24 protein-coding genes are annotated in these 26189 nt (G+C 62.1%); 10 read left to right on the top strand and 14 right to left on the bottom strand.

All coding sequences use genetic code 11. The features are described 5' to 3' along the window. The first annotated feature begins 31 nt into the window (after positions 1-31). From Q0887_RS11995 to Q0887_RS11985, 3 genes are all read left to right on the top strand, one after another. Positions 32-484: a disulfide bond formation protein B gene (locus tag Q0887_RS11995; RefSeq protein WP_299195701.1), complete on the top strand. Its 453-nt coding sequence runs from the start codon at positions 32-34 to the stop codon at positions 482-484. A 25-nt stretch (positions 485-509) separates the two neighbouring features. Beyond that, the gene (locus Q0887_RS11990) at positions 510-1031 is read left to right on the top strand and encodes a demethoxyubiquinone hydroxylase family protein (RefSeq protein WP_299195699.1); all 522 of its coding nucleotides are present in this window, start codon (positions 510-512) and stop codon (positions 1029-1031) included. 102 nt (positions 1032-1133) lie between these two features. After that, positions 1134-1718: a hypothetical protein gene (locus Q0887_RS11985; RefSeq protein ID WP_299195697.1), complete on the top strand. Its 585-nt coding sequence runs from the start codon at positions 1134-1136 to the stop codon at positions 1716-1718. Between the two features lie 12 nt (positions 1719-1730). On the opposite strand, the gene Q0887_RS11980 is transcribed toward Q0887_RS11985, so the two are convergent. The 3 genes from Q0887_RS11980 to Q0887_RS11970 form a co-directional block, all read right to left on the bottom strand. Then, the gene (locus Q0887_RS11980) at positions 1731-2744 is read right to left on the bottom strand and encodes a GDP-mannose 4,6-dehydratase (protein ID WP_299195695.1); all 1014 of its coding nucleotides are present in this window, start codon (positions 2742-2744) and stop codon (positions 1731-1733) included. Positions 2745-2762: 18 nt separating this feature from the next. Beyond that, the gene (locus Q0887_RS11975) at positions 2763-3776 is read right to left on the bottom strand and encodes a UDP-glucuronic acid decarboxylase family protein (protein WP_299195694.1); all 1014 of its coding nucleotides are present in this window, start codon (positions 3774-3776) and stop codon (positions 2763-2765) included. A gap of 121 nt (positions 3777-3897) precedes the next feature. Beyond that, entirely contained in the window at positions 3898-4692 is a 795-nt protein-coding gene (locus tag Q0887_RS11970; protein ID WP_299195693.1) for a glycosyltransferase family 2 protein, read from the bottom strand. A gap of 88 nt (positions 4693-4780) precedes the next feature. Here Q0887_RS11970 and Q0887_RS11965 point away from each other — a divergent pair, with 88 nt between their 5' ends. Continuing rightward, on the top strand, positions 4781-5686 hold the full coding sequence (locus Q0887_RS11965; protein ID WP_299195691.1) for a class I SAM-dependent methyltransferase: 906 nt from the start codon (positions 4781-4783) through the stop codon (positions 5684-5686). Here Q0887_RS11965 and Q0887_RS11960 read toward each other — a convergent pair. Beyond that, positions 5683-7101, bottom strand: coding sequence for a hypothetical protein (locus Q0887_RS11960; protein WP_299195689.1), 1419 nt, complete (start codon positions 7099-7101; stop codon positions 5683-5685). The two genes, Q0887_RS11965 and Q0887_RS11960, sit on opposite strands and share 4 nt — an antisense overlap. A 238-nt stretch (positions 7102-7339) precedes the next feature. Here Q0887_RS11960 and Q0887_RS11955 point away from each other — a divergent pair, with 238 nt between their 5' ends. From Q0887_RS11955 to Q0887_RS11945, 3 genes are read left to right on the top strand one after another with little or no spacing between them, the layout of a single operon-like run. After that, positions 7340-8905: a lipopolysaccharide biosynthesis protein gene (locus tag Q0887_RS11955; protein WP_299195687.1), complete on the top strand. Its 1566-nt coding sequence runs from the start codon at positions 7340-7342 to the stop codon at positions 8903-8905. Beyond that, a complete protein-coding gene (locus Q0887_RS11950) occupies positions 8898-9791 on the top strand; it encodes a hypothetical protein (RefSeq protein ID WP_299195685.1) in 894 nt (297 codons plus the stop codon). The genes Q0887_RS11955 and Q0887_RS11950 overlap by 8 nt, the downstream gene beginning before the upstream one ends. Continuing rightward, positions 9788-11194 (top strand): DUF6418 domain-containing protein, encoded by a 1407-nt coding sequence (locus Q0887_RS11945; protein ID WP_299195683.1) that lies wholly within the window; start codon positions 9788-9790, stop codon positions 11192-11194. The genes Q0887_RS11950 and Q0887_RS11945 overlap by 4 nt, the downstream gene beginning before the upstream one ends. A 38-nt stretch (positions 11195-11232) precedes the next feature. Here Q0887_RS11945 and pseI read toward each other — a convergent pair whose 3' ends face one another. Continuing rightward, positions 11233-12288 (bottom strand): pseudaminic acid synthase, encoded by a 1056-nt coding sequence (gene pseI, locus Q0887_RS11940; protein WP_299195680.1) that lies wholly within the window; start codon positions 12286-12288, stop codon positions 11233-11235. Between the two features lie 101 nt (positions 12289-12389). Here pseI and Q0887_RS11935 point away from each other — a divergent pair, with 101 nt between their 5' ends. From Q0887_RS11935 to Q0887_RS11925, 3 genes are read left to right on the top strand one after another with little or no spacing between them, the layout of a single operon-like run. Next, positions 12390-13067 (top strand): SDR family NAD(P)-dependent oxidoreductase, encoded by a 678-nt coding sequence (locus Q0887_RS11935; RefSeq protein WP_299195678.1) that lies wholly within the window; start codon positions 12390-12392, stop codon positions 13065-13067. After that, a complete protein-coding gene (locus Q0887_RS11930) occupies positions 13049-13786 on the top strand; it encodes a metallophosphoesterase family protein (RefSeq protein WP_299195676.1) in 738 nt (245 codons plus the stop codon). The genes Q0887_RS11935 and Q0887_RS11930 overlap by 19 nt, the downstream gene beginning before the upstream one ends. Beyond that, a complete protein-coding gene (locus tag Q0887_RS11925; RefSeq protein WP_299195674.1) occupies positions 13783-14739 on the top strand; it encodes an ATP-grasp domain-containing protein in 957 nt (318 codons plus the stop codon). Before Q0887_RS11930 ends, Q0887_RS11925 begins: the two co-directional genes overlap by 4 nt. Here Q0887_RS11925 and Q0887_RS11920 read toward each other — a convergent pair. The 9 genes from Q0887_RS11920 to Q0887_RS11880 are packed head-to-tail and all read right to left on the bottom strand — an operon-like array spanning position 14664 to position 26178. Next, positions 14664-15302: a GNAT family N-acetyltransferase gene (locus Q0887_RS11920; RefSeq protein ID WP_299195672.1), complete on the bottom strand. Its 639-nt coding sequence runs from the start codon at positions 15300-15302 to the stop codon at positions 14664-14666. The two genes, Q0887_RS11925 and Q0887_RS11920, sit on opposite strands and share 76 nt — an antisense overlap. Next, complete coding sequence (gene pseF / locus Q0887_RS11915; RefSeq protein WP_299195670.1) at positions 15299-16006, bottom strand: pseudaminic acid cytidylyltransferase; 708 nt, start codon at positions 16004-16006, stop codon at positions 15299-15301. Before pseF ends, Q0887_RS11920 begins: the two co-directional genes overlap by 4 nt. Before the next feature lie 4 nt (positions 16007-16010). Further along, positions 16011-17222 (bottom strand): UDP-4-amino-4,6-dideoxy-N-acetyl-beta-L-altrosamine transaminase, encoded by a 1212-nt coding sequence (gene pseC, locus Q0887_RS11910; protein ID WP_299195668.1) that lies wholly within the window; start codon positions 17220-17222, stop codon positions 16011-16013. Between the two features lie 14 nt (positions 17223-17236). Then, entirely contained in the window at positions 17237-18358 is a 1122-nt protein-coding gene (gene pseB / locus Q0887_RS11905; protein WP_299195666.1) for a UDP-N-acetylglucosamine 4,6-dehydratase (inverting), read from the bottom strand. Then, a complete protein-coding gene (locus Q0887_RS11900) occupies positions 18345-19760 on the bottom strand; it encodes a surface carbohydrate biosynthesis protein (RefSeq protein WP_299195663.1) in 1416 nt (471 codons plus the stop codon). Before Q0887_RS11900 ends, pseB begins: the two co-directional genes overlap by 14 nt. Next, positions 19751-22000, bottom strand: coding sequence for an N-acetylneuraminate synthase family protein (locus Q0887_RS11895; protein WP_299195661.1), 2250 nt, complete (start codon positions 21998-22000; stop codon positions 19751-19753). Before Q0887_RS11895 ends, Q0887_RS11900 begins: the two co-directional genes overlap by 10 nt. Continuing rightward, a complete protein-coding gene (locus Q0887_RS11890; protein ID WP_299195660.1) occupies positions 21997-22680 on the bottom strand; it encodes an acylneuraminate cytidylyltransferase family protein in 684 nt (227 codons plus the stop codon). Before Q0887_RS11890 ends, Q0887_RS11895 begins: the two co-directional genes overlap by 4 nt. Then, complete coding sequence (locus tag Q0887_RS11885) at positions 22677-23948, bottom strand: hypothetical protein (RefSeq protein ID WP_299195658.1); 1272 nt, start codon at positions 23946-23948, stop codon at positions 22677-22679. Before Q0887_RS11885 ends, Q0887_RS11890 begins: the two co-directional genes overlap by 4 nt. Further along, on the bottom strand, positions 23935-26178 hold the full coding sequence (locus tag Q0887_RS11880) for a polysaccharide biosynthesis tyrosine autokinase (RefSeq protein ID WP_299195656.1): 2244 nt from the start codon (positions 26176-26178) through the stop codon (positions 23935-23937). Before Q0887_RS11880 ends, Q0887_RS11885 begins: the two co-directional genes overlap by 14 nt. Positions 26179-26189: the final 11 nt, after the last annotated feature.

Genomic DNA, 26189 nt, shown 5'->3' with positions numbered 1-26189 from the left:
CGGCTGGTGGGAAAGCGCCTAAGGAAAAGCAATGAACGGACTTCAACAAGCGCGCGCGCTGGCGTTGGCGACCGCCGGCGGATTGCTGGGCGGTGCCTATATATCGCAATATGTCTTTGGCCTGTTTCCATGCGAGATGTGCTGGTGGCAGCGCTGGCCGCATTTCGCCGCATTGCTGTTCGCCGGATTGTCCTTTGTCATCGTGCCGCACCGGGTCTGGGCCGCGCTGGCAGGACTTGCGATCATCACTTCGGGATTGATCGGGGGCTTTCACGCCGGGGTCGAATATGGCTGGTGGGAAGGCATTACCGGTTGCAGCACATTGCCCTCGGCAATCGACGTAATGGACGTCTCCGCCGCGCCGATCATCCGCTGCGATGTTGCGCCGTGGAGCCTGTTCGGCATCTCTTTGGCAGGCTGGAATTTCCTGATTTCCTGCGTTGGCGGCGCTGCGGTTGTGGCGCTTGCGGCCTTTAGGAAGTAAGACGCTCACAAATCAGGAGCGCAATATGGACAAGAGCGAACTGCACCGCATGATCCGGGTCGACCAAGCCGGCGAATTCGGCGCGACGCGTATTTACGAAGGTCAGCTCGCCGTTATGGGTGATCGCGGGCCGCATTCGGCTGAAATCCGCCACATGGCCGAGCAGGAAGAGGGCCACCGCGCGCGCTTTGACGCACTGATGGCAGAGCGGGGCGTGCGCCCGACTGCCTTGCAGCCTTTCTGGTCGGCAGCAGGCTTTGCGCTGGGTGCAGGCACCGCCTTGCTCGGACCCGAAGCCGCGATGGCTTGCACCGCCGCGATCGAGGAAGAGATCGACAACCACTATTCGCAGCAGCTCGACCGGCTGGCCGAAACCGATTCCGATCCCGAACTTGCTGAAATGATCGCAGAATTCCGCGAGGATGAACGCGAACACCGCGACGCCGCGCTTGCCAATGGCGCGGAGAACGCGCCCGCCTATCCGCTGCTATCGGGCGCGATCCGGCTGGGCTGCAAACTCGCAATCCGGATCAGCGAGCGGGTTTGAGGCGCACGCAATCTCGCGGCGACTTCAGAACCCGTTCAGCCGCTGCTATATAGGCGCAGGATAAGAAATTCGCGCAAGGAAGCGCAATCAAGAGGAATAAAAATGCTCAAGCACTCGCATCTCGCGCTCGTCGCCTCATTGGCCGCTCTTGCGGTGGCTAGCCCCGCTGCCGCGCAGGAAGCCGCGCAAGAACAGCGCAGCGAACGGGTGAACATGGTCATCGCCTATGACGAAAGCGAATGTCCCGAGCCTACCGCCGAAGGCGAGATCGTGGTTTGCGAAATCGTGGTCAATGCAGATCGCTATCGTATCCCCTCCAACCTGCGTTCAAGCGACTCCCCGCAAAACCGCAGCTGGAGCCGTCAGGTCGAGACAATCCGCTATATCGGCGAGTTCGGGACCTTGTCTTGCAGTCCGGCAGGCGCGGGCGGGATCACAGGTTGCACCCAGCAGCTGATCGACGCCGCCTATGCCGACCGCGCGGAAGGCGAGAATATCCGGTTCAGCCAGCTGATCGAAGAAGCTCGGGAGGAGCGCCTTTCGACCATCGACGAAGATGCCGCTGCCGAACAGGAGCGGGTCGAACAGATCGAGCGTGAATATCTGGAACGGCTGGAGCGCGAGCGTTCGGCGCCGCTGCCGGGTGAGGAAGATTTGCCGCCTCCCACTCCGGAATCCGGCGACTAACCAGACCCCAAATCAAACTGCGTAATAATCGCGGTACCACGCGACGAATTGGCGGATCCCCTCGCGCACCTCGGTTTGCGGGGCGTATCCGGTCAACTCGCGCAGCAAGGTCGCATCGGCCCATGTGGCGGGCACATCGCCCTTTTGCATCGGCATGAAGTTCTTCACCGCCTCGCGCCCGCACTCCGCCTCAATCGCTTCAACGAAATCCATCAGACGGACTTTGTCGCTATTGCCGATATTGACCACGCGCCACGGTGCGGCGGGTGAGAGCGAGTCCCATTCGGGAATGTCTTCGGCGCTTTCCGGGCGGACAGGCGGCGCATCGAGCAACAGCCTGATCCCGCGAACCAGATCGCTGACATAAGTGAAGTCGCGGAACATCTCGCCATTGTTGTAGATGTCGATCGGCGAGCCTTCGAGAATGCCGCGGGTGAACTTGAACAGCGCCATGTCCGGGCGGCCCCACGGCCCGTACACCGTGAAAAAGCGGAACATCGTAGTCGGCAGGTTCCACAGATGTGCATAGGAATGCGCCATCGCCTCGTTCGCCTTTTTGGTCGCGGCGTAGAGCGTGAGCGGGGTGTCGCATTTCTCGCGCTCGCCAAAGGGCATGTCCTCATTCGCGCCATAGACCGAGCTGGTCGAAGCCATCAGCAGGTGATCAACCTCCAGCTCGCGCGCGCATTCCATCACGTTGAATGTGCCGACAAGGTTCGCATCGACATAGGCGCGCGGGTTTTCGAGGCTGTATCGCACCCCCGCTTGCGCCGCGAGATGGACGATCACATCAGGCTTTTCCGCCAGCGCAAGCGCGTGAAGCGTCTCGAAATCCTCCAGCATCCCGACCTTGCAGGAGAAGTTGGCGTTCTGGAGCAGCATCTGGTGCCGCCGCTCTTTCAGCCGCACATCATAATAGTCGGTCAGCCCATCATAGCCGACCACGCGAAACCCTTCGTTCAGTAAGAGCTGAGCGAGGTGATAGCCGATGAATCCGGCTGATCCGGTGATGAGCACTGTACGCATGGATAGGCCCCTTAGGCCTTAAGCGTTTACACCAGCCAAATGCCTCTCGCCAATGCGCGCCGGTTTTTCAGCCACAATTGTGCGGAAATAGGCGATTGTGCGGTCGAGGCCTTCATCGAGCTCGATCGAAGGTTTCCAGTCAAGTTGCTGCTTCGCCTTTGTTATGTCGGGTCGCCGCTGCAAGGGATCGTCCTGCGGCAGCGGCTCTTCGACCAGCTTTGACCGTCCGCCGATTTTGGCCAGCACCGTCTCTGCCAATTGGCGGATCGTGAACTCAACCGGATTGCCCAGATTGATCGGCCCGTGAACGTCTGGTCCTGCTTCCATAAAGCGGATGAAGCCCTCGATCAGATCCTCACAATAACAAAAGCTGCGCGTTTGAGAGCCGTCGCCATAGATCGTGATATCTTCACCCCTCAGCGCCTGAACGATAAAGTTCGACACCACCCGCCCGTCAGAAGCGTGCATGCGCGGGCCGTAAGTGTTGAATATCCGCGCAACCTTGATGTCGAGCCCGTGCTGGCGGTGATAATCGAAGAACAAAGTCTCAGCGCAGCGCTTCCCCTCGTCATAACAGGAGCGCGGGCCGATCGTGTTGACGTTGCCCCAATATTCCTCAGGCTGCGGATGGATGCTGGGATCGCCATAGATCTCGCTGGTCGAGGCCTGGAAAATGGGCACTTTTAACCGTTTGGCTAGGCCCAGCATATTGATCGCGCCATGCACGCTCGTCTTGGTCGTTTGCACCGGATCGTGCTGATAATGGATCGGAGAGGCGGGGCAGGCGAGATTCCAGATCTCGTCCACTTCGACAAACAGCGGGAAGCACACATCGTGCCGCATGAATTCAAAGCGAGGGTTGCCAGCAAGGTGATCGATATTGCTTTTGTCGCCGGTGAACAGGTTGTCGACGCACAACACCTCGTCACCGCGTTTCAGCAGCCGGTCGATCAGGTGTGAGCCGAGAAAGCCCGCCCCTCCTGTCACCAAAACCCGGCGGCGGCCATAGGATCTACCTGAGGAATTGCTCACCACAATCGACCTTTCTTCAATGCGCGAAAAACGGGTTTCAGGATTGGTCCGAAGCGGGTGAATCGCAAAGCCGAAGTGCAGCCGATCTCGAGTGAATCGGCGCCCGCATCCGAAGCTTTGATCAGAACTGGCGGTATTTGTTCACCGCGCGCACCGCATATTGGGAGAAGTACCACGCGCTTTGCAGCGGGCCGAGTTTTTCGATCCGGCGATAGGCGTTCCAGACTTGCAGCGCGCTGTTGCGCTTGTCGCGGCTGACCGAGGCATCCATCACGCGGTAGCGCATCAGGTCTTCGTCCAGACCGGCAGCAATCCCGCCATTTTTGATGAGCGCGAGCCAGCAGGCGAAATCGTCATAATAGGTCTGGCGCATGGTGAAGGGGCCGGACTTGTCCCGGTCCACAATCACACTCGATGTCGCAATCGCGGTGTTGCCGAGCAATTGGCGATAGGTCAGCTGCGCAGGCACCGGAATATACAGCCCCGTCGCGCTGGCATCGGCGCTGATCCGGCGAAATCCGGTGAAGGACAAAACCGCATCGGGGATCTGCCGGTGAAAATCGATTTGCCGCTCAAGCTTGTTGGGCAGCCACAGATCGTCGCTGTCGAGAAAGGCGATCCAGCGACCCTTAGCCCGGGCGAGCGCACGATTGCGAGCAGCAGCAGGGCCGCCATTCGCGCTCAGCTCGATCAGTTTGATCCGGCTGTCCCCGCGCGACAGGGAGCGCACCACGTTGCGAGTGTCATCGGGTCCGCAATCCTCCGCGATCAGCATCTCCCAATTGGTGTGGGTCTGCGCCTGCACCGAATCAATCGTCTCCCGGATAACCGAGGCGGCCTTGTAGGCAGGGGTTATGATCGAGACCAAACCGTCTCTTGATGCATCCGAGGTCGAGGAAACTGAGTTTGCCACCATGCGCTTTCACCTGCCAAATCGCGGCGAGCTTACCCGATAGAGCGCCAGTCGCGCTGTCCAGAAAGAACCACTTTAGAAGGATATGCCTGTGACCAGCCATTCCATCGCACAGCCCGAGACGTTCGAAGCCTGTGCTCCCGTGGGCGCGCGCCCGGTTGCGCCAGTAAAGGCGAGCCTCGTCTATCTGCGCTCGATAGGCGTGGATGCCGCGCACAAAGTGCTCAAGCGCCGCAGCCGGGACCGCGTTCTGGTTGAACAGGACTATGACGCGGGTGACTGGAAGCGCGAACAGGCCGCCGCCGCCTGGCTGCTCAACCCGACGCTGACGGACTATGCCGAACGGGCGCACCTGCACCGCGATTTGCGGGTCACCGTAGAGGGGCGGCTGCACACGATGCCGGCGCGCAGCTATTATCGATATCGCCGGCACAGACTTGCCTCGATAATGGAGGAATTTGCGCCCGATACGCCGCATCTGGTCGAGCTGGGGAGCGGGACCGGCGCGATTGTGTTCGAGCTTGCCGCGACATTGCCGGACAAGAGCTTTCTCGGCCTCGATCTGTCGCAGCGCGGTGTCGAAGTCGCCCGTACAATCGCCGATCATTACAGCGTAGAGCGCGCCGAGTTTGACCGGATCGACCTGCTCGACCCGGCCTCTCCCGGCTATCAAAGGCTAGAGGGGCAGACGGTTTATTCGCATTACTGCCTCGAACAATTGCCGCGCGAGACCGAGAGCATTTTTCGCAACATTGTCGCAGCGGGTGCAAAGCGCGCGATCCTGATCGAGCCGAGCTTTGAGCTTTTGGGCATGAGCTCGCTGCGCGATCTTGCCACCTGGTCCTATGTGTTGCGGCAGGACTACCAGCGCTCGATTGTGCAATCGGCGCGCAAACTTGAGGCGGAGGGGTTGATCCGCATTGTCGAAACGCGGCGGCTCGACTTTGTTTCAAGCCACCGCCATTTCGGCACTTTGCTGGTCTTTGACCGCGTTTAGGCTGACATCCGAGCGTCAGAATTGTCGGCAGGGTTCCATGCCTCATCCGCTAGTGCCTGCAACAGAGATCCGGTGAAGCGCGGTACGTTCTGCGCATCGGCTACATACAGCTCTCCCGGATAGGTTTGCTGCCAAAGCGCGGCGAAGTAGCCGCGCGTCGCTGTCTCGTCCGGATCGGGAAGCGCGCCGGACATATGCGAAGCGATCGCTGGTCCGACCTCGCCGAGTTGGCCCAGCGCGTGAGCAAAGGGTGCCTCGCGGTAAAAGGCATCGCCCAGTACAATCACATTCCTGCCTAGCAGTCCGGCCTCAGCGCCGCTCTTGGAGTTGACCGTCACGATGCTCGCCGCTTCGCGCAGCACGGTGTAATTGTTGGTCGAGGGCGGCAGGATGGCGAAGTGATCATAGCGCCGCTTGAGCGCTAGCAGCCCTTCGCTCGGCACAGCGCCGATCATCGCAGGATGCTCTTTGGTGGCGATTACCGTACCCAGAGGGGCAGTGCGGCAAAGGTAATCGAGCAGCGCCAACTGATCGAGATATTGGGGCGAGCGCAAGGTCAGCGCGACATCGCCGGGCACATGCAGCGGGTAATACACAAACCGGCCAAGCTCACCGAGCGGGGTGAATTCTCCGCGCAAACGGATCGAGGCGCCGAGCATGCGCAGATGCGTGCGCACATGATGCCCGATTGCGCCGAATTCCTGCTCTGCACCCAGCAGGTATTTGTCGCGCACCTTCTCCACCAGCCGGCGGATATTGCGGGTGTTGAGGAGCTTTTTCGCAGCTCCGGAATAGTGGTGCCTGTCCTTTTGCGGGATCACCACAGTGCCGCTGGACAGGGCTTCGTCGAAATAGGCGTCCAGCTCGGGCGGAACAGGCGCGCGCGCCTCCCGCTCCAGCCGGAGCGCGCCGATTGTGTTGGCAACAAACAGCATCCGCCCTTTGAAAAAGCTCGGCTCGATAAACAGGCTTTCGACCTCGGCATGAAGCGCCGCGTGATGCAGGCCGAGCACGGAGAGGAACCCGCCCAGCTCCTGCACCAGAACCGGATCGCCCTTGGCCCGCGCGCGTTCGAGGGCAATGTCGCCGACCACCAGCGAGCCCGCCAGTTTGCGCAGCAGCAGGTCGCTGTCGCGCTCGGCAAATGCAAACCGCTCATGCGTCAGCAAGGCGGCTGGGTTCGCGATCCCGTGAGCGGTGCAGACTTGCTCCGCATCGGAGGTTCCCAAAGCGGCCAGCCGCGCGCTCAAAGTAGCCTCGATCACGTCGAGCCCTGCCTGCCGGAGCATCTGTGTGCTGCGTGTGTCGCAGGAAACAAAGGTCACAGCGCAGCCGCGCGCCTCAAGCTCTTTGCCGACAGGCGCCCAGAATTCGGTCTGATATTCCGCCAAAGTCGAGATGATCAGGGATTGCACGTTTGGCCTCACCTTGGTTCGTGATGGATCGCAGCCGGAGGAAACCAAAACCCCTCCAGCGGCATCCATTCATAGGGCGCAGACCAAAGCTTGGCGCTCCATTCTAGGTCCAATGCCGAGGCATTGGAGCCAGGCCAAAGCAACAAACGAGCAATGCGGGAGAGAGGCTCTGTCCGAGCGCGAAAAGCAGGCTGAAAAAGCGCCCGCCCCCGATTTGGCCCCGGGGGTGGCCCCCGATATGGCTCAGGGTGCGCGGAGGCATGCCTTGCTGCGCAACACCTCTTTCAGCTTTGTCCAGCAATCCTCCGCCATGGTGCTGGCGATATTGCTGGTGCCTTACATGCTGTGGATGCTGGGGCCTGAGCGGTACGGGCTGTGGCTGACGCTGCAATTGTTCAACATTATCGGCCTTTCCTACCTTGCCGAGCTGGGGTTTCAGGGCGCGATTGTGCGCTTCCTTGCCCGGTTCGAGGCGGAAGGGGACCGGGCCGCGTTTCGCGGGATCCTTTCAGGCGGATTTTACCTGTTCGTCCTGATCGGTCTTGTGATGGCAGCCGGAGTGATTGCCTTCGCACAGTCCGGCTTTGTCGATCTGTTTCCCGTCCCGCCCGCTTACCGTGAAGAGATGCGGCTCGCGCTCACCGTGATCGGGGCGGGCCTGCTGATCGGGTTTCCCGGTCTTGTCATCAAAGCCTATTTCGCCGGGCGTCAGCAGCTCGCGACGACCAAGGTATGGGAGTTTCTTGACCGTCTGATCTTCGCGGCCGGTGTGTTTGTGTTGCTCCAGACCACAACCGATCTGGTGGCGCTGATCCTGTTTGAGCAGCTGCTTGGCCTTGTGCTGACAATCGCCTTTGCGCTGGTCGCATGGCGCGGGTCGGGCGGGTGGTTCAGTCTGCGTCCCGGCCTGTCAGCGCAGGGGCATTTTCGGGGGCTGACGCGAATGTCGGGGCCGGTCTTTGCAAGCAATCTGGTCAGTCAGGGCTTTAACCGTCTGCCGGAATTGTTCGTAAGCGCATTGCTTGGGCCCGTCATGCTTACAGCCTATCAGCTCTCCACCCGGATCCCGCGCGTGATCAAGACGCTGCAGGGCTCGCTCAACGCTGCGGTTTTGCCGCATATTGCGGGGCTTGATGCGGGCGGTGACGTGGAGGAGCGCGAGGGACGGCGGGCCGGATTTGCGGTGAAGGGCCTGCGCGCCAATTACCTCGTCGCGACCCCGCTGCTCGTGGGAGCGGCAGTGTTCGCGCCGGTCCTGCTTGAGCTGTGGGTGGGCGAACAATATCGACATCTGGCCGGATATATGGCCGCGTTCTCGGCCTTTCAGGGGCTGTTTCTGGCGAGCAATTACTGCAGCGCAACTTTGACCCGGCAAGAGCATTTCCGCCTATTTGTCCGAGTCAATCTCGCGCTGGTGATCGCATTTGTCGCGGCGCTCGCAATAGGTCTGGAACGGTGGGGTCTCGGCTTTGTGTTTGGCGCGCTGGTGATATCCGGTGCGGCGATGTTCGTATGCACTCTCATTGTCTTTCGCCTCGCGCATGGCGTGCGGATTGCGGCGCTGATGCGGGCGGCGTTGCTCGGTCCGGTGTGCCTGTCCTCGCTGCTGGGTGCGGTCTTGCTCGGTCCGGCGGCGGCTGCCTTGTCGCAGCAAAGCTGGATCATCGGCGCGGCTGCGCTGGCGATCGGGGGCCTGCTCTATACAGGCGCGCTTTGGCGGTTCGTTTTGACAGGTGCGGAGCGCGAGCAATTGACCGTGTTCCTGGCCAAGGCATCGCGGTTCGGGAGGAAGGCGCATGTCTAGACTCGCCGCGCGGCTCAAATATCGCATTCTGCGCTCGCCTGCAGCCTCGCTGGTCAAATCCGCACGCAAGGTTTCGATGGGCCGCATTCTGGCCGAACGGATCGCCCTGACAGAGCAGTTGCCGGACGGGCCCGAGATAGAGGCCCATGCGAACGCTCTCGCTGCAAATGGTTTTGCCCGGCTTGACGGCCTGATCGATCCGCGCGCTCTGGCGGACCTCGAACAGGCGGCCGCAATTCGGATTGCCGGGGGAGATGGGGTACCCAGCGCCTCACCCGATGGGACCAGCAACAAGGCATTCTGGAGCCGCCCGCTTGATGCCGATCTCATCGACGGGAAGATGCCGCATGACAGCGCCTTCACCCGCTTTGCGCTGCAACCCGCCTTGCTCGGATTTCTGGCGCGCTCGCTCGGCACTCTGCCGTTGCTCGATTATGTGTTGCTGACCGTTTCGCGCCCTGTTTCGGGCGAGCTGAGCCAGTCGCAATTGTGGCACCGCGACCATGACGATGTCCGTACGATCAAGGTCTTCGTCTATCTCACCGATGTCAGCTCACAGGCGGATGGCCCCTTCACATTCCTGCCGGGCCCGCAATCCGATCTTGCCGGACAGCCTTTGCGCAGCCACGCCCCTGACGACTGGCTGATGGCGCGCGCAGATGCCTCCGATCTGGAGCAAATGATCGCCCCCAAACTCAGCGCCTTCGCGGTCGAGACCTCGCGCTGCCTGCATATGGGCAGCCGTGTCCTGGCCGGGCACAGCCGCGCGCTCTTCACCGCTACCTTCACCACCGCCCCGCGGATCTTTGCCGGAGCAAACCGCTTTGTGGATGCGAGCGAGGAGAGTGAGCTGGTGCGCGCGGTTCTAGGGCAGGCGCTGGTATGAGCGTGCTGAGCATCCTCTCGCTGGCGGGTTTCTTGCTGCTGATCGCGCACCTTCTGCGCTCACGCTTTGCGCTGTTTGTTGCAGGGTTCTTCACGATCTTTCCGCTGATCTACCGCGCGATTGACGTGACTGCGCTCGATGTGTTCGGGCCGTTCTACACGCGCGAGCTCAACCAGTTCATCGGCGGCAATGGCGCTGCGCCTGTCTTCATCTACGCTGCGCTCGCTTTCATCGTGCCGCTGATGCTGGTCTTTCCCGATCGCGGCAAAGGCTTTGCGCGGCTGGCCGCGCTGCGACCGGCCTACAGCAATTATCACGAGCTGGCTGGCCACGGCGCCTTTGTGCTGGGCACAGGTGTGCTGGGCCTGCTCGCGGTCAACTTCATCCTGACCGGCACCGTCCCGATCCTGCAGGGCATTGACCGGATCGCCTATTCGCAAAGCGCAGGCGCGATCCACATAACGGCCTACGAACTCAATTTCCTGCTCAATTTCCTGTTCGGAGCATTCACCATCCTGCCGCGGATCAATGGGCGGGGTTTCGATATGCGCTTCGCCTTCCTTGCCGCCGCTTTGGCTGCCTATTGGGTCATAACCGGCAACCGTTTCAGCGTGTTTTTTGTGCTGGTGTCGTTTTACCTGATGCCGGTCGCTCTGGTCTATCTGGCGCGCAAGGCAGGGCGGATCGGTGAGTTGGAGCCGGGCATGCTGGGGCAGCGCATCATCACGTCGAGGCCGGTGCGGATAATGGCCGTTTTTGCCTCGGTGTTTATGGTCGCCGGGCTGCTCTACAATTCCTATTACAATGTCCGTGATTATCGCGATCCGGTTTACGAGATCAGCGAGCGCGTGCTGGTTCAACCGGTGCAGCTTTGGGTCAATTCATGGGACCGGGTCGATTTCGGCAACACATCCGATCCGATCAACGACCACGCGATTGGCGAGGTGCTCGATCCGATCGATTTCGAGCGTAACAGCACGATCCAGTATCTGATGACCAAAGAGCTAGGCTATTTCCGCGCGGCCGAGCTGACCGAGCTGGGGCAGGCCTATAATGGCGGCTATCCCGAGGTCCATTTCGAACTGCTCGGTGCCTATCTGCCATTTCTCACGCTGCCGCTTGCCGGCTTGATCGCGTCACTTTTCTTGAGCCTGTTTCTGCGGCTGCTTTACCGCAATCTGGTCATGACGTCAGTGCTGGGGCTCTATGTCTATTTCGGGATAACGCTGCACTTTACCGGCGGGATGCTCACCTTCGTTCTGACGGAGACCTACTGGATCAAGATCGCGCTGTTCCTCGCCTGTTGGGCGGTGGAAGGGCATATCGTCGCACGCGGGGACAGGATTGCTTTTGCGGCAGCCTGGCAATCGGTTCACGCAGGCGAGCGGCGCCAACCGGTTTGAGCATGCCGGTGCCCCAACCTGCGCAAGTTCGCGCGGCTTTAGCCCACCAGATCCCAACTCGCGGGCGTCCCGCGCGCCACATCTTGCGAAACGCGTTTGCCTATCAGCGTGCCGAGATGTTTGGGCGCGAGGCCAAAGCCGGGGCGTATCGAGCGGATCGCGCTTTCATCGATCACCTCGCCAGCGGCCAGATCGCGTGTGATATAGAGCGAGCGGCGGAAGGTGCGCGAGGCATCTTCGGAAGGCACATCGCCATAACGCACTTGCCCCACGGCTTGCCACGCGCGCTCGGTCTCTTCGCGCAACTGGGCCAATTCGGCAGGCTCCATCGAAAACTCCGAATCCACCCCGCCATCCGCTCGGCTGAGGGTGAAGTGCTTCTCGACCAGAACCGCGCCCAGCGCCGTCGCGGCAACCGCCACGCCGCAGCCCATCGTATGGTCCGACAGCCCCACTTCGCAGCCCGACATGGCGCGCAAATGCGGGATGGTGGAGATGTTCGTATTCTCGGCACTCGCGGGATAGGTGCTCGTGCATTTGAGCAGGACGATCTGATCGTTCCCGCATCCGCGCGCGGTGCGCACGGCCTCGTCAATCTCGGCAGGCGTTGCCATCCCGGTGGACATGATCATCGGCTTTCCCGTCCTTGCCACGGCGCGGATCAGCGGCAGATCGACCAGCTCGAACGACGCGATCTTGTAGGCGGGCGTTCCCAGCTCTTCGAGAAAGGCGACCGCGCTTTCATCAAAGGGCGAGCTCAAACAGGCGATCCCGCGCTCGGCCGCGCGCGCAAAGATCGGCGTGTGCCACTCCCACGGCAAATGCGCCTCGTCATACAATTCGTGCAGATGACGGCCGTGCCACAAGCTGGCCGGATCATCGATCACGAAGCCGGGGCGGTCGCAATCGAGCGTCATCGTATCGGCGGTGTAGGTCTGCAACTTGATCGCATGCGCCCCCGCACCTGCCGCAGCATCGACAATTGCCAGAGCACGCTCAAGCGAGTTGTTATGGTTCGCCGACATCTCCGCGATCAGATAAGGCGGATGGGATGCGTCGATCGGACGGCCCGCGATGATGACAGATTGGCTCATAGTAAGCTCCCGAAAATTCTCCTGCCTTCACTCTTCGTCGGCGCGCGTGATTGCAACGAGACCAACATCGGCAATGGACATAATCGCGCGAGGCAGCGCCCATGAGCAGGCTTGCAATCATAACCGGTGCCGGCAGCGGGCTGGGCAAGGCCATTTGCGAGGTCCTCTCCGAAGTGCAAGGCGAGAGGCCGGGCGGAGTTGCGGGCGAGCAGATCGTCTGCATCGCCATCGCGCGCGGCCCGATCGCGGATGGGCCGCTGGACCAGATCACCGCTGATTTGTCGCGGCCGCATAACTGGCCTGCGATTGTGGGTCCGATGCTGAGCGATCTCGAATTCTCGCGCATCACCTTCTTCGATATCGCAGCTGTTCTGCCGCATGGCGCGGCGCAGGATGCCGATTTCAAGGCGAAGATGGACGAAGCGATGAGAGTGAATGTCACAAGCCCGTTGGCCATTGCCCGTGCGCTTGCGCAAATTGCGCGCAGCCGGACAGTGCCGCTCGACGTGGTCCATATCTCGAGCGGGGCTGCGTTGCGACCGATTGCGAATTGGGGGGCCTATTGTGCGAGCAAAGCCGCCGCGGCGATGGCGTGGCGGGTGTTCGAGGCAGAGAATGACTTTGTCACCGCCCATATCATTCAGCCCGGAGTGATCGCCACGAAGATGCAGCAAAGGCTGCGTGAGGAAGGCGATCCCAATGCCGCTCCGCGCGCCGCCCTTCGATCCCCGCACGAGGTTGCTCGCGATATCCTTCGCCAATGCGGCTTCGCGCCATGAAGGTCGCGGTTCTGTCTGACATCCACGCCAATATCGACGCGCTCGATGCCGTTCTGGCAGAGGTGCGCGCCGAGGGAATCGAGCGGCTCATCCTGCTGGGCGATTATGTCGGCTATTACTTCGAACCGCGCGCCGTGATCGAGGCGCTGAGCGCATTTGATTGCGTTGGTATTCAGGGCAATCACGACCGGATGGCGCTTGCTGCGCGCGATGACCCGTCGGCGCGCGATGCCTATCGCGGCCAATATGGCTCGGCCATCGACGCGGCGCTGGATCAGTTGGGGCAGGCCGAATGGGACTGGCTCGCCGCCCACCCTGTCAGCCGCGACATCACTTTGGGCGAGTATCGCATCCACCTCGCGCATGGCGCGACCTTTGATCCGGACGCCTATATCTATCCCGATGCCCCGACGGCGCGGTTTGACCGGCTGACCCATGGCGTTGACGCCGACGCAATCTGGCTCGGCCACACGCATTATCCGTTCATGCGGGTTGGAGCGGGCGGGCCAGCAATCCTGAACCCCGGATCGGTCGGCCAACCGCGCGATATTGGCGGGCTCGCGTCATGGGCGATCTTCCATGCCGAAACCGGAGCAACGGCTTTTCGCAGGACCGAATTTCAGGTCCATGGGCTGCTTGCCGAATGCCGCCGCCGTGATCCGGGCCTGAAAGCGCTCAGCAATCCGCTCACCCGCAAGCGCATGGGCCTGCAAGCGTGATCGCAGGCCCGATCTTGTTGACTGGCGCAGGCGGCGACATCGGAATCGCGCTGGCCAGAGTGCTGCGCGAAGCCTTGCCCGGCGCCGCGATCATAGGCGCGGATTGCGACGCGGGCGCAGTGGGGGCGGAGTTTGTCGATAGCTTTCACACTTTGCCGCGCGCCGATGCACCTGATTTTCTCGCCGCGCTCGAATCGCTGATCGCTGTGACCGGCGCGCGCCATGTGATCCCGCTTGCCGAGGCCGAATTGGCCCGGTTGAGCGCGGAAGATATGCTTGCAGGTGAGCTAGCGGGCGCTGCGATCATCAGCGCCAATGCCACGGCGGTTCGCACAGGTTTGGACAAGCTGGTGACGGCGCAGGTGCTTGGTCAGGCGGGGCTGGCGGTGCCCGAAAGCGGGATCGTGGGCGAGGACGAGCCGGGCCATTTTGACTGCATTATCAAACCGCGCAGCGGGCAGGGCAGCAAGGGTCTGCGCTTTGTCGCGCGGGGTGAGTTTGACGCGCTTGCCGGCGACTATCGCGGCAATCTGTGGCAGCGCTGGCTCAAGGACGAGGCAAGCGAGTATACGTGCGGTGTCGCGCGTTTTGGTGCGAAGGCAACGCGCTCGCTCTGTTTTCGCAGGCGCCTTCAGGGCGGCCTGACCGGCAGGGGTGAGGTGGTGCATGATGCGCGCCTGACCCTCGCATGCGAGCAAGTGGCCGAGGCGCTCGACTTGGAAGGGTCGATCAATATTCAGCTGCGGATGGATGCGGGCACGCCCGTCATATTCGAGATCAACCCGAGGTTTTCGAGCACTGTGGGCTTTCGCCACCGGCTGGGTTTCACCGACGCAATTTGGGCGATCAAAGCGCGGCTGGGCCTTGATGTCGGAGCCTACACTCCGCCCGTTGCCGGCACGCGGATCGAACGGGTCGCGCATGAGGTGATCCGCCCACCTGCCGCCTGCTGATCTTTCGCCAAAGCGGCATGAAGCAGGCTGTCGGTTGCCTTTCCGTCGATCACCACATGGTCGCGCAGCCGCCCTTCAAGCTGGAAACCGGCCTCTTCCAGAACGCCGATATGAAACGGTCTGATATCGTAGGTCTCCAGAGTCAGGCGGTTAAAGCCCAGCCTCATAAATCCGGTCTCGCGGATCATCTCCAGAAAGGCCAACAAGGCGGCGCGATAGGCGGAGCGATCACGGGCGATTTCTGGCGCGAACAAGGCCGAGATCTCTGCCCGCTTATGCTCCCATGCGCAGTGGACGAGACCGCCATAGCCAATCGCACGATCGCCTTGCAGGATCGCGGCCAGAATGGTCCGGGGTCGCTCGAGTTCCATTTGCGGCCAGATCGTGCGCGCGAAATATTGCTCCTGCTCAAGCGATGAAATCGGCGCGGCTTGGCGTAGCACCTCCATCTGCGCGTTGCGCCATCGGCGGATCGCTTCGATATCGGTATCCTGAACGCAGCGCAGTGAATAGCCGTTCAAGCTGGCCTCGAGCGCGGGCAGGCGCTGATAAAGCCGCGTCACAGCGTGGCTTCTTCTTGTTGCAGCCGTTCAAATTTCCACTGGGCGCGGCGCCAGTCTTCTTCGGTGTCGATATCCTCGACCCGGCTTGAGTCGATAACGACCGAGCCGGTGGCCGGGCCTAGCAGTGGCTGCACGCGAGAGAGGTAGGCCGGATTGAGCCAGATCCATTGACCGGCATCGTGATAGGCCTCGGCCAGATCCTGTGAGCGTGTGTCGGCGTGCTCGGGATGATTGAGCAGCACCCGCCCGGCCCCGCTTCGCGAGAGGCTGCGCTGGATCGGATAGGCAAAGCGCGCGACGGGGATAACGACTTCGAATTCGCTATTGTCGAGCAGGTCAAACCCCGCTTTCAAATCCTCCGCCTCGATGAAGGGGGCGGTGGCGAACAGGCAGCAAATCCGGTCAAAGATTCGGTCGTTTGCGGAATAGCTGCCGATCACCTCGCGCAAGACCGTTGCAATCGGGGCGTGGTCATCGGCCGCCTCGCCCGAGCGCATGAACGGCACCTCGGCGCCCGCCTCGCGCGCAACCTCTGCGATCTCCTCGTCATCGGTGCTGACCATGATCTGGTCGAACAAGCCGCTTTTCTGTGCGATCTCGATGCTCCAGCACAGGATCGGACGTCCGGCGAAGTGGCGGATGTTCTTGCGCGCGATCCGCTTGCTGCCGCCGCGCGCGGGGATAATCGCGAGATTTCCGCCCACCGCCTTATTCCACCAGCTTCAACAGCGTATCGGCCACCCGGTCCTGCTGCTGGGCGCTCAATGCGGGGAAAAGCGGCAGTGAAAGCGCCCGGGCGTAATAGGCCTCTGCCGCTGGGAAATCGCCTTGGGAGAAGCCCAGGCGAGCATAATAGGGTTGGGTGTGGATCGGGATGTAATGGACGTTCACCCCGATATTGGCTGCTCGCATTGCATCGAACACAGCCTTGCGCGGGGGCGCTCGCTCCGCATCGATCTCAACGGCATAGAGGTGCCAAGCGGATTTGCGATCCGGCTGCTGCGCGGGCAGGCGCAGTGGCGCATCGGCAAACAGCCGATCATAGCGCGCGGCCAGTTCTGCGCGAGCGCTGCGCCATTCATCCATCTGCCGCAATTGCGACAGGCCCAGGGCTGCCTGCAGATCTGTGAGCCGGTAATTGTAACCAAGCGCCGTCTGTTCGTAGTGCCACGCCCCCTCGTCCGGACGTTCCATGACGTCGGGATCGCGAGTGACGCCGTGAGAACGCAGCAGGCGCAGCCGCTCGGCGAGGGCATCATCTTGCGTGACGATCATGCCCCCTTCGGCAGCTGTTACAATCTTGACGGCATGAAAGCTGAAGACACAGGCATCGGCATAGTGGCTGCCGACCGGTGATCCGCGATATTCGGCTCCGGTTGCATGGCTGGCATCTTGCAAGATTCGAAAGCCATAGAGGTCGGCCAGCGACCGCATCTCGGCGAGGTCGCAAGGAAACCCGGCGAAATCCACCGGGATCAGCAGGTCGGGCAGCGTCCCCTTGGCCTCGGCCAGTTCGAGTTTTGCACGCAAGGCTTCGACGGACATGTTGCGCGTTGCCGGATCGATATCGACGAAATCGACCTGCGCGCCGCAAAAAAGCGCGCAATTGGCGCTGGCGACAAAGCTGATCGGGCTGGTCCACACCCGGCTTCCCGGCCCGATCCCTAGAGCCATACAACCAATGTGCAGCGCCGCCGTCGCATTCGACACCGCGACAGCATGGGCAACCGCATGGCGGGCGGCAAAGGCGGTTTCGAAGGCTGGTCCTGCGGGCCCCTGCGTCAGGTAATCCGAGGTCAGAACATCAGTGACAGCCGCAATATCAGCCGCGCCGATTTGCTGGCGGCTATAGGGGATATGGCTGTTGCCGGGGTCAGTTTCGCCGGCGGGTAAAGTGTCGAGGCTGGCGACCTTTTGCATTGGCCGGCAATCAATCAATTCGCAGTCGCGCTGACCGGCATTATCGTGGCCGATCCGTTGGTCGCGCGCGCACCATTCGCGCCGGGCTGCCCAGCGGGCTTGCGCGCGATTGCCTGCATCATCGGGCGTGGAGGCGCGGCACCAGACTGTTCATCTGCAATCAGTTCACGCAGCTGTTCTACCGAGAGGAAGTCGGGATTGGTTCCGCTATTATAGACAAAGCCCGGCTTCACCGGCTCGCCGCCATTCTCTGCGCAATATTGCGCGACGATCTCCTCTCCGCCGGCGGGCAGGATCGCGTAATAGCGGCCCATATCGACGGTAGAGAAACTGTCGCTCGACGTGATCATCTCTTCATGAATCTTCTCGCCTGGACGGATACCGACAATTGTCTTTTCAGCCTCAGGCGCAATCGCTTCGGCCACGTCACCGATCCGGTAGGAGGGGATCTTGGGCACGAAAATCTCGCCGCCTTTTGCGTGACCCAGAGACCACATCACCATGTCGACACCTTCGGCGAGCGAGATGTTGAACCGGGTCATCCGCTCATCGGTGATGGGCAGGGTTCCGCTGTCCTTACGCGCCAGAAAGAACGGGATCACCGACCCGCGTGAGCCCATGACATTGCCGTATCGGACGACTGAGAAGCGCAAGTTGCGGCTGCCACGGATATTGTTGGCGGCGACAAACAGCTTGTCCGAACACAGCTTAGTCGCGCCGTAGAGATTGGCCGGGGCTGCGGCCTTGTCGGTCGAGAGCGCGACCACGCGGCTGACGCCAGCGTCAAGGCAAGCCTCGATCACATTTTGCGCGCCCAGAACATTTGTCTTGATGCATTCGAACGGATTGTATTCGGCCGCGGGCACTTGTTTGAGCGCGGCCGCGTGCACGACATAATCGATCCCTTGCATCGCCCGTCGCACCCGCGCCTCATCGCGCACATCACCGAGGAAATATCGCAAGGCCCGGTGTTCTTGCGGAGAGAATTCCTGCTGCATCTCGAACTGTTTCAGCTCGTCGCGCGAGAAGATCACGAGACGGGCAATCTTAGGATATTCTTCGAGTACCCGCCGCACAAACGCCTTACCGAAAGAACCGGTTCCGCCTGTGATCAATAGGGATTTACCGTCTAGCATTCTGGGGGTCCTCGTTTGGGCCGAAGGCATTGAATTCATGCGCCTCGCGGGAAGGGCTAGGGCTAAGTTTGAGCGCTTCGATTGGCAATCCCAGCCCCGAGCGTAACTGATCCACTTTGGCGGGATCTTGTCCGTGGGCGCGGGCCAGGCGCTCGATCCGGCGGCGCACTTCTTCGGCTGAGAAGCTCTTCGCGCTGCGGGCAGGACTGAATTTGCGGCGCAGATCCTCGATTGCGCTCGACCCGATGGCGGCACCTAGACTTGCGGTGATGCGCCGCCGCAGCGGTTGGCGTTCGCTCCCCGCCGATGAGGGAAGCGGCGCACTGGCCAGGACCTCCGCAGCGCGGATCGCGGCCTTGCCATCGAGCGCGCCAAAGAACGGCGTGATGCAATCATGCGCTTGCCCCGGCGGCAGTGTCTCGGCCCTGTCGATCAGGTTCAATGCCGCCTCCAGATGCCCTGCGCGATGGCTGATCTGCGATGGCAAGCGGGCCATCGCCTCCAACCTGTCCGAATTGACGAAATCGAGCGAGATCGGCGGCACGTTGGTCAGGACAGCCTCAATCGCGGTGGTGCAATTGATGTGGAGCAGGCACCGCGATCCGGCGAGCGCTTCCATGGCTGTGCCTTCGCGCTCAATGCTGACATTGGCGAGGTCGGCGAAGGCTCGTTTGTAAGGCTCGGCACGCTCGAAGGGGTGAGGGCGGATGGCAAAGTGCAGCTTTGGCCGGGCGCAAGCGAGCGCGCGCACCGCCTCAATCATGTTATCCATCGCCTCGCGCACTATCATCGCCAGATCGGCGATTTCTCTCTCGCTGAAGCCGACACTGCCCATCGCCTTCGCATCGGTCGAAGAGCCGCCGCTATGGGCGGGATTGGCAACAGGGAAATTGGTGTTGACCAGCACGCGATCCTTTCTGAACTGGGCGCGGCTGTAACTGGGCTGCGACAGATCAAAACGCGGGCATCCTGTGACGATCAATCGCTGCGGATCGAGCCGCGTTTCGGCGGCAATAGTCTCGCGCAGATGCTCACCCCAGAACAGGTAGAGCGCCAGCTGCATGTCGAGCCCGGATGAGCGCAGGAAGCGCGCAATGCCCTTGGCCGATGTCGGGCCATTTTCGGGGATCAGCCCGCCTTCGGTGTCGAGCACCACCAGCGCGATCCCGCGCGCGGCGGCCGCCTTTGCCAGTGCCAGATTGGCAGGCCGGACATAGTTCAGCACAATCGCATCGAGCGCGACATTGGGGAGGTCGAAATGCTGGGTGTAGAACGGCAGCAACACCGTCTCATGCCCGCGCTCGGCGAGCAATTGCGCGACCAGGCACAGCCCATCGAGGTCGCGCTGCGGATGATCGACCACCAGGCCGATCCGGCGGGGAGGGATGTCGCCTAGAAACATGTTTCCAACCGGTCGAGCGCGGTCCAGAAACCCGCGCCGCTATCCTTGTGTCCCTGCCAGATTTCGGGGATGAAGCTGGCGTCGGGGGCGGTGCGGTCGAGTACGTCGGCGACCATCGCAAAGTCGATCGAGCCTTCGCCGATTTGCAGGCCTTCGCCATCGACACCCTCTGCATCGACCACATGCAGGTGGCGGGTGAACGGACCAACGGTTTCGAGGAATTGCTTGAAACTGGCGCGCGCATGCGTCGCCGCGAGCGCGCTGTGCGAGATGTCGAGGCAAATGCGGGCGCTGTTGGCCTTGCAATATTCCGCGATCTCGTCGGCTTGCATGAAGAGGTTGTGGAACCGCTGCCCGCCGAAATGCCACGGATAGGGCGGCATGGTCTGCGGGATGATCTCGACCCCGTCGCAGTCGAGCGAGGCGATGGCCTCGGCCACCAGCGCATACATTTCCGGCTTCTGCGCCTCGGGCAAAGCGCGGTCTGCGCTGAAGCCGCCGACATTGGTGATGATCGGCACCGGACCGTGATCGGCAAAGTGTTTGGCAAGCTCGCGCGTCACGTCGATCACACGCTGCAATTCGGCGATCGAATGCGCGCGGTAATCGGCATCGGGTGAGCACAGGTCGAGCACATGATCGCCCGCGAAAAGCTCTGGCGCGTGGACCACCAGTTCGATGTCGAATTTGCGCCCGCCCAGCGCCTTGGCGATGTCCACTTCGAGGTCTTTGTAGGAGAAGTGGAATTCAACGAGGTCGAGATTGCTCGCCTCGGCCATGCGTTCGAAATCGTGATAGCGCACCGGCACGCCAAAGCGGCGGTTGAACCGATAGGGCCGCGCGCTGCTGCGCCCGTCTTCGAGATCGCTGGGGTAGAAAAAGTCGCCGGGTTTCATGGCCTGTTTGGCAGGCCGACCGATCAGCTCTTTGAGGCGGTAGGGCGGCAGGCCCTGACCAGGGCTGCGCACCGCGAGATCCTCTTCGCAAAGCACTGCGCCTGCCGCAATCGGGCGCGCGGCGACGACGCTTTTTGCAAGCACTTCGCGGTTCATCATCTCGCCCTGCGTCACCATGCGCGGTGCATTGGTGCCCATCGCCGCTTCGACCTCGCGGATCTGTTCGACCATGGCGCGCAGCTCATCAGGAAGCAGGCTAACGCGGTGATCGTTGCCCTCCATCCCCCTGTCGATGGTGAAGTGCTTCTCCACCACCTTGGCCCCGCGCGCGACCGCAGCGACCGGCACGTGGAATCCGCGTTCGTGCCCTGAATATCCGACCAGCCCGTTCGAATACTTGCCCAAAGTGTCCATGAAGGCGAGGTTGATGTCCTTGAACGGCGCGGGATAGGTCGAGTTGCAGTGGAGCAGCACATAGGGCGCGGCGTGGGGCCGCAGGACCGCGACCGCATCCTCGATCTCGGCCTGGGTCGACATGCCGGTCGAGCAGATCAGCACCTTGCCTGTGCGCGCCATCGCGCTGAGCAATTCGTGATTGGTGAGGTCAGCCGATGCGAGCTTGTAGGCGGGCATGCCGTAATCCTCGAGCACGGCGAGGCTGGCTTCGTCCCACGGCGTGCAAAGCGGCTGGATGCCGGCGCTTTTGCAGTGGTCGAAAGCCTCGATCATCTCATCATTGGAAAGCTGCATCCGCGCCAGCAAATCGAGCGTGTATTGCGCCCCCAGATCGGCGCTGTCGTCGCTGGCGCTGCCATCATTCTTGTAGAGCGAGGCCATGTCGCGCATCTGGAACTTGGCGCAATCGGCTCCGGCTTCGGCGGCAAGGTCGATCAGCTTTTTCGCAAGGTCGAGGCTGCCATTATGGTTGTTGCCGATCTCTGCGATCACATAGCAGGGCTCATCGCGCCCAATCGCGCGCTCGCCGATCGTGATCGTGCGTGCATCTTTCCACGCGACCGCCACCACCCGGTCCTGCGCATCGAGCACCGGGACAAAGCTGACCCGGTCGGAGAACATCGCCTCGATCTCGCCCTCGGACATGCCTTCGCGCGCGGCGGTGAAGCCGGTATTGGCGACCTGCAACGCGCTGACGTCAAAATCGAATTGGGCGGATTCGATCAGCCAGCGGCGCACGTCGCCATCGGTTAGCACCCCTTCGAGCCGCCCTGACTGCGAGACGCACAGCACCGCGCCGCGGCGATTATCGCTGATCTTGCGCAGGGCAATCAGCAGCTCTTCCTCGGCAAAGACCACAAAGGGTCGCAAGTTCTTGTCGATCATCATGCGCAGACAGGCTCGTTCATCAGGGTTTCGAGGAGGCGGAAGTCGGTCAGACTGTCGACTTCGAAGCTCTCGCTTTCGGGGGTTTCGAAAAGGGTGATCTTGCCGCCGAGTCGGTTGCGCTCGCGCAGCAATATCTCGCGGCGAGTGAGGTAAAGTGAGCCGGTTTCGCGGTAGTGGCGCTCGGCAGGCGCGATGTCCTGACGGCGCGGGCGGTTGCGGTAATCGTAGCTCGCGCGGACCGGGTCGTTCTGCCAGAAAAAGGCGTGGCTTTGCGTAACCGAGAGCAAGCTATCGGCGCCTTCGTTCTGTAATTGCGCAAGGGCGCGGTCGGTCATGCCCGGGCTGCGCAGCGGTGAGGTCGGCTGGAGCAGCGCGACAACGTCATAGGACATGCCCGCCTCCTCCATCGCGGCAAGCGCGTGGAGCATCACCGGCTCGGTTGCCGCGCAGTCCGAGGCGAGGTCGGCGGGGCGCAGGAAGGGGACCAGCGCGCCCGCCTGTCTCGCGGCATCGGCGATCTCGGGGCAATCGGTGCTGACCAGCGTATCTGTCACACACGCCGAACCAAGCGCATGGCGGATTGACCATGTGATGAGCGGCTCGCCAGCGAGAAGCCGCAGGTTCTTACCCGGCAACCCCTTCGAGCCGCCCCGGGCAGGGATGATGGCGAGCACTCTCACGCTGCCACCTGCTCGAGCGCGACGCTTTCGACCAATGCGCTGAACGCTTCGGCGCTGGCTTCTATTTCGAGGCGTAGCGATTGATAGGTGCAGCCTTCGGCAACTGCAAAGCTGAGCGCGATCCGTCCTTCGACAATGTAAGCAGCGCTTGTCGAAGTCTCTCCGGCCGCTTCGTCAGTCATGCATATGCGCGCAAGGTGCAATGTCGCACCCGACCCGCGCGGATCGGCCAGCTGCAACGCGATCCTGTGTTGGCCGCGCGGCAGGCGCAGCAGGATTTGCGCCACCTCACCAGAACGGCGCGGTCCGGCAAAGATCTCCGCCACCTTGTCGCCGGTGCCGATCAGCCTTGCGCCGACCTCGATACGGTCAACCAACTGCCAGTCGAGTGGGGCCAGCGGGCGAGTGCCGAAGGCGGAGGCGTCTTGCGCACCGGCCGAATAGGCAGCGTAAGCGGCAAAGGCGGCACTGGCGCGACCCTCCGCCGCCAGTCCGGCCACCAATGGTGCGCCATAATCGAGCGACAATCCGCGCGAGTCCGAAGGCAATGCGTCAGCGATTGCAGCGAAATAGGGCGCAGATGCAGGGTTGGTGCTGGCATGGCTGGCCAGTCGTTCGCCCCACACCGGATCGGCTGCCATCGCCTCGCGCAAAATCGCGGCGAACTCGCGGTTCTGGGTGGCCCGCAGCATCAGCGGGAATATCCGCTCATCAAGCGAAGCGGAAATGACCAGTGCCTGATCGAGCGTCGCCAGACCTTGCGCGAATTCCCCGTCGAGGAACTGCAATTCGGCCATTTGCGCAGCCGCCCCGACATCGCGCCGCGTGATCTGCCTGGCCAGCGAGAGCAAAGTGTGCCGCCGCTCGGAATCGCGCTCCAGAAAGGCAAGCTGGCGCAGCGCTCCTGCGGCATAGGGTGTGTCGATCAGCGCCGACATCGCCTTGGCGTCGATCATGGCCCGTGCGCGGTCAGGCAAGTTGCGTGCAAGGTCGGCGGATTGCTGCGCCGCGCTGGTTGCCGGATCGCTCAGCGCATTCGCTATCGCCAGATCGCCCAGCTGCGCCTTCGCCTTGGGCAGGCCGCGATAGAATTGCTGCGAGAATTGCGGCTGGCGCGTGTCGGTCGCGACGGCGAGCGAATAGGCCGAGCTGAACAGCGCGAGCGGCGCTAGGAGGAGCCCCGCATAAAGCGCGCGCCTTCGCAGGGCCCGCCCCGCCTTTGCCGGCGCGTGGCTGGCGAAAGTTCGAGGAGCCTCAGGCGCTTTCAAGCTGCCGCTCTTCGCTGGAAGTATAGTCGTAGCTGTAGCTGTAGCCATAACCGTAGAGCGAGGATTTCTGGTCGAGCTTGGTCAGGATCGCCCCGACCACTGGCGCGCTGCTGGCGGCCATGCGTTCGAGCGCCGAGTTTAGCCCGCGCGCAGATACGCGGCCCGCCTCGGCAACGAACAGCACCGCTTCAACCGTCTGGCTGACCAACGGCGCGTCGGCGAGGCCGAGGATCGGCGCGGAATCGACCACGACGTGATCATATTCACCCTCCATCTGCCGGATCAGCAGCGTGAGCCTGTCGCTGGAGAAAAGCTCAGCCGCGCTCGGCACAGTCGGGCCGGAGGCGAGCAGATCGACATTCTCGCGCACCTGCTGGATCAGCGCGTGCACATCGTCATTGCCAGCCAGATAGTTCGACAAGCCACTCTCGCGGTGCGTGCCCAGATAGGAATGCGCCGACGGGTTGCGCAGATCGGCATCCACCAGCAGCACCTTCTTGCCCATCCGGCCCAGGACCAGCGCCAGCGCCAATGCGCTCATGCTCTTGCCCTCGCTCGGCTGCGAGCTGACGAGCATGAAGCTTTTCGGCACGCCATGCGCGGTGGTGAAGGCCAGCGCAGAGCGGATCGCGATGTAGCTTTCCGAAATCTCGGTCTTCGGGTCGGCGACCAGCTCGCGCGGGTCTTCGTGTTCGGCGATCAGCGGGACACTGCCCAGCAGCGGGATGCCCAGCAATTCTTGCACCTTGCTCGGATCGGTCAGGCCTTCATTGCTTTGTTCGAGCAGGAACACCGTGCCCGCCGCGCCGACCACGCCCACCAGCATCGCGAACACCAGATTGAGCATCAGATTGGGCGAGGAGGGCCTGTCGGGGGCCTGGGCGCGATCAATCACCGCGATATTGCTGGCCGAGACGCCCGCAACGCCGATCTCTTTGTAGCGCTGGAGCAGGCTGTCATAGAGCTGCCGGTTGGTGTCGGCTTCGCGCTGGAAGATGTTGTACTGGATCGCATCGCGGCGCTGCGAGAGCACTTCGCCCGAAAGCCCGCTCACTTGCGCGCGCAGATCGGCCTCGCGCAGGCGGGCCGATTGCAGGCGTTCGCGCGTCTCACCCGAAATCCGCGACTGTTCGCTGGCGATAGCGTCATCGAGCGTTGCAACCTGCTCGCGCAGAGCCATCACCCGGGGGTAGCCGGGTTCAAACTGGACCGACAATTCGGCCAGTTCCGAGGCAGCCAAAGCGCGGCGTTCGCGCAAGGCAGCAAGCGTCGCTGTGGTCTGCGCAGAGCCGCTGCCGATCAAATCGGCTTCGGCCTCGATCCGCGCGCCGGTGGCCTCGATCAGCTGCTGGTTGAGGCCTTGCAGGTTTTCCGCCGCAAGCGTGCGTTCGCGGATTTGCGCGGTGCCTTGACCGCCGGCATCGCTGGTGATGGTGACGATGTTGCGCGCGGTGGCGAAATCAACCAGCGCGCGTTCGGATTCCTCCACCCGCCCGCGCAGCTCCTCAAGCCGTTGTTCAAGAAAACCGCGTGCCTCTGCAGTGGAATCGTATTTGCGCGCGATCGACTGCGCGACGAATTCATCGACCCAGGCATTGGCGACCTGCGCCGAAACAGCGGGGTCGAAGGAGGAATAGTCAACGTCGATCAGTGCCGAGCCGCGAATGGGGTTGATCGCGATATTCTCAAGCAGAGTGGCGATTGCGGCTTGTTCCAAAGTGTTGGTGTTGCCGCGCGGATCGCTTGCCGTGCTGCTGGCAATCGCTGCGCTGGAGGTGCCAGAACGAGCGGTATCACCAGCAGTCAGGTCCTCCGGATCAACGCCATGCGCGGCCCAGAAATTGTCGTTCGAATCCAGCCGAAGCCGCCGCACCACCCGCTCTGCCAAAGAACGCGCCTCGAGCAGCTCGTACTGGGTCTGGTAAAACTCCAGATCGCGTCCGGCATTTTCGGATTCGACGCCCTGTACATTGGTGACGTTGTTCTCATCGCGGCTGACCTGAACCTGCGTGGTCGCCGTGTAGGTCGGGCGGGTAAGCAGCGTGATAACCAAGGCCGCCATCAAAGCAGCGGCGAGCACCGCCATGATGGTCCATTTGCGCCGCTGAAGGATATTCAGATATTCAACCAGGATTGGCCGCATATTGAGCTGCGGCGTCGGCACTGGCGGCAGAGCAGGTGCGCCCATCTGGACGGAGCCGCGCATCGGGATGAGGTTGTTGTTGTTCATCGCTCGTCCCC

The organism is uncultured Erythrobacter sp. (assembly GCF_947492365.1).
In the GTDB taxonomy this organism is placed as follows: Bacteria; Pseudomonadota; Alphaproteobacteria; order Sphingomonadales; family Sphingomonadaceae; genus Erythrobacter.
The sequence above is the reverse complement of the archived record's forward strand: the minus strand, read 5'-3'. Positions and strand labels throughout refer to the sequence as shown.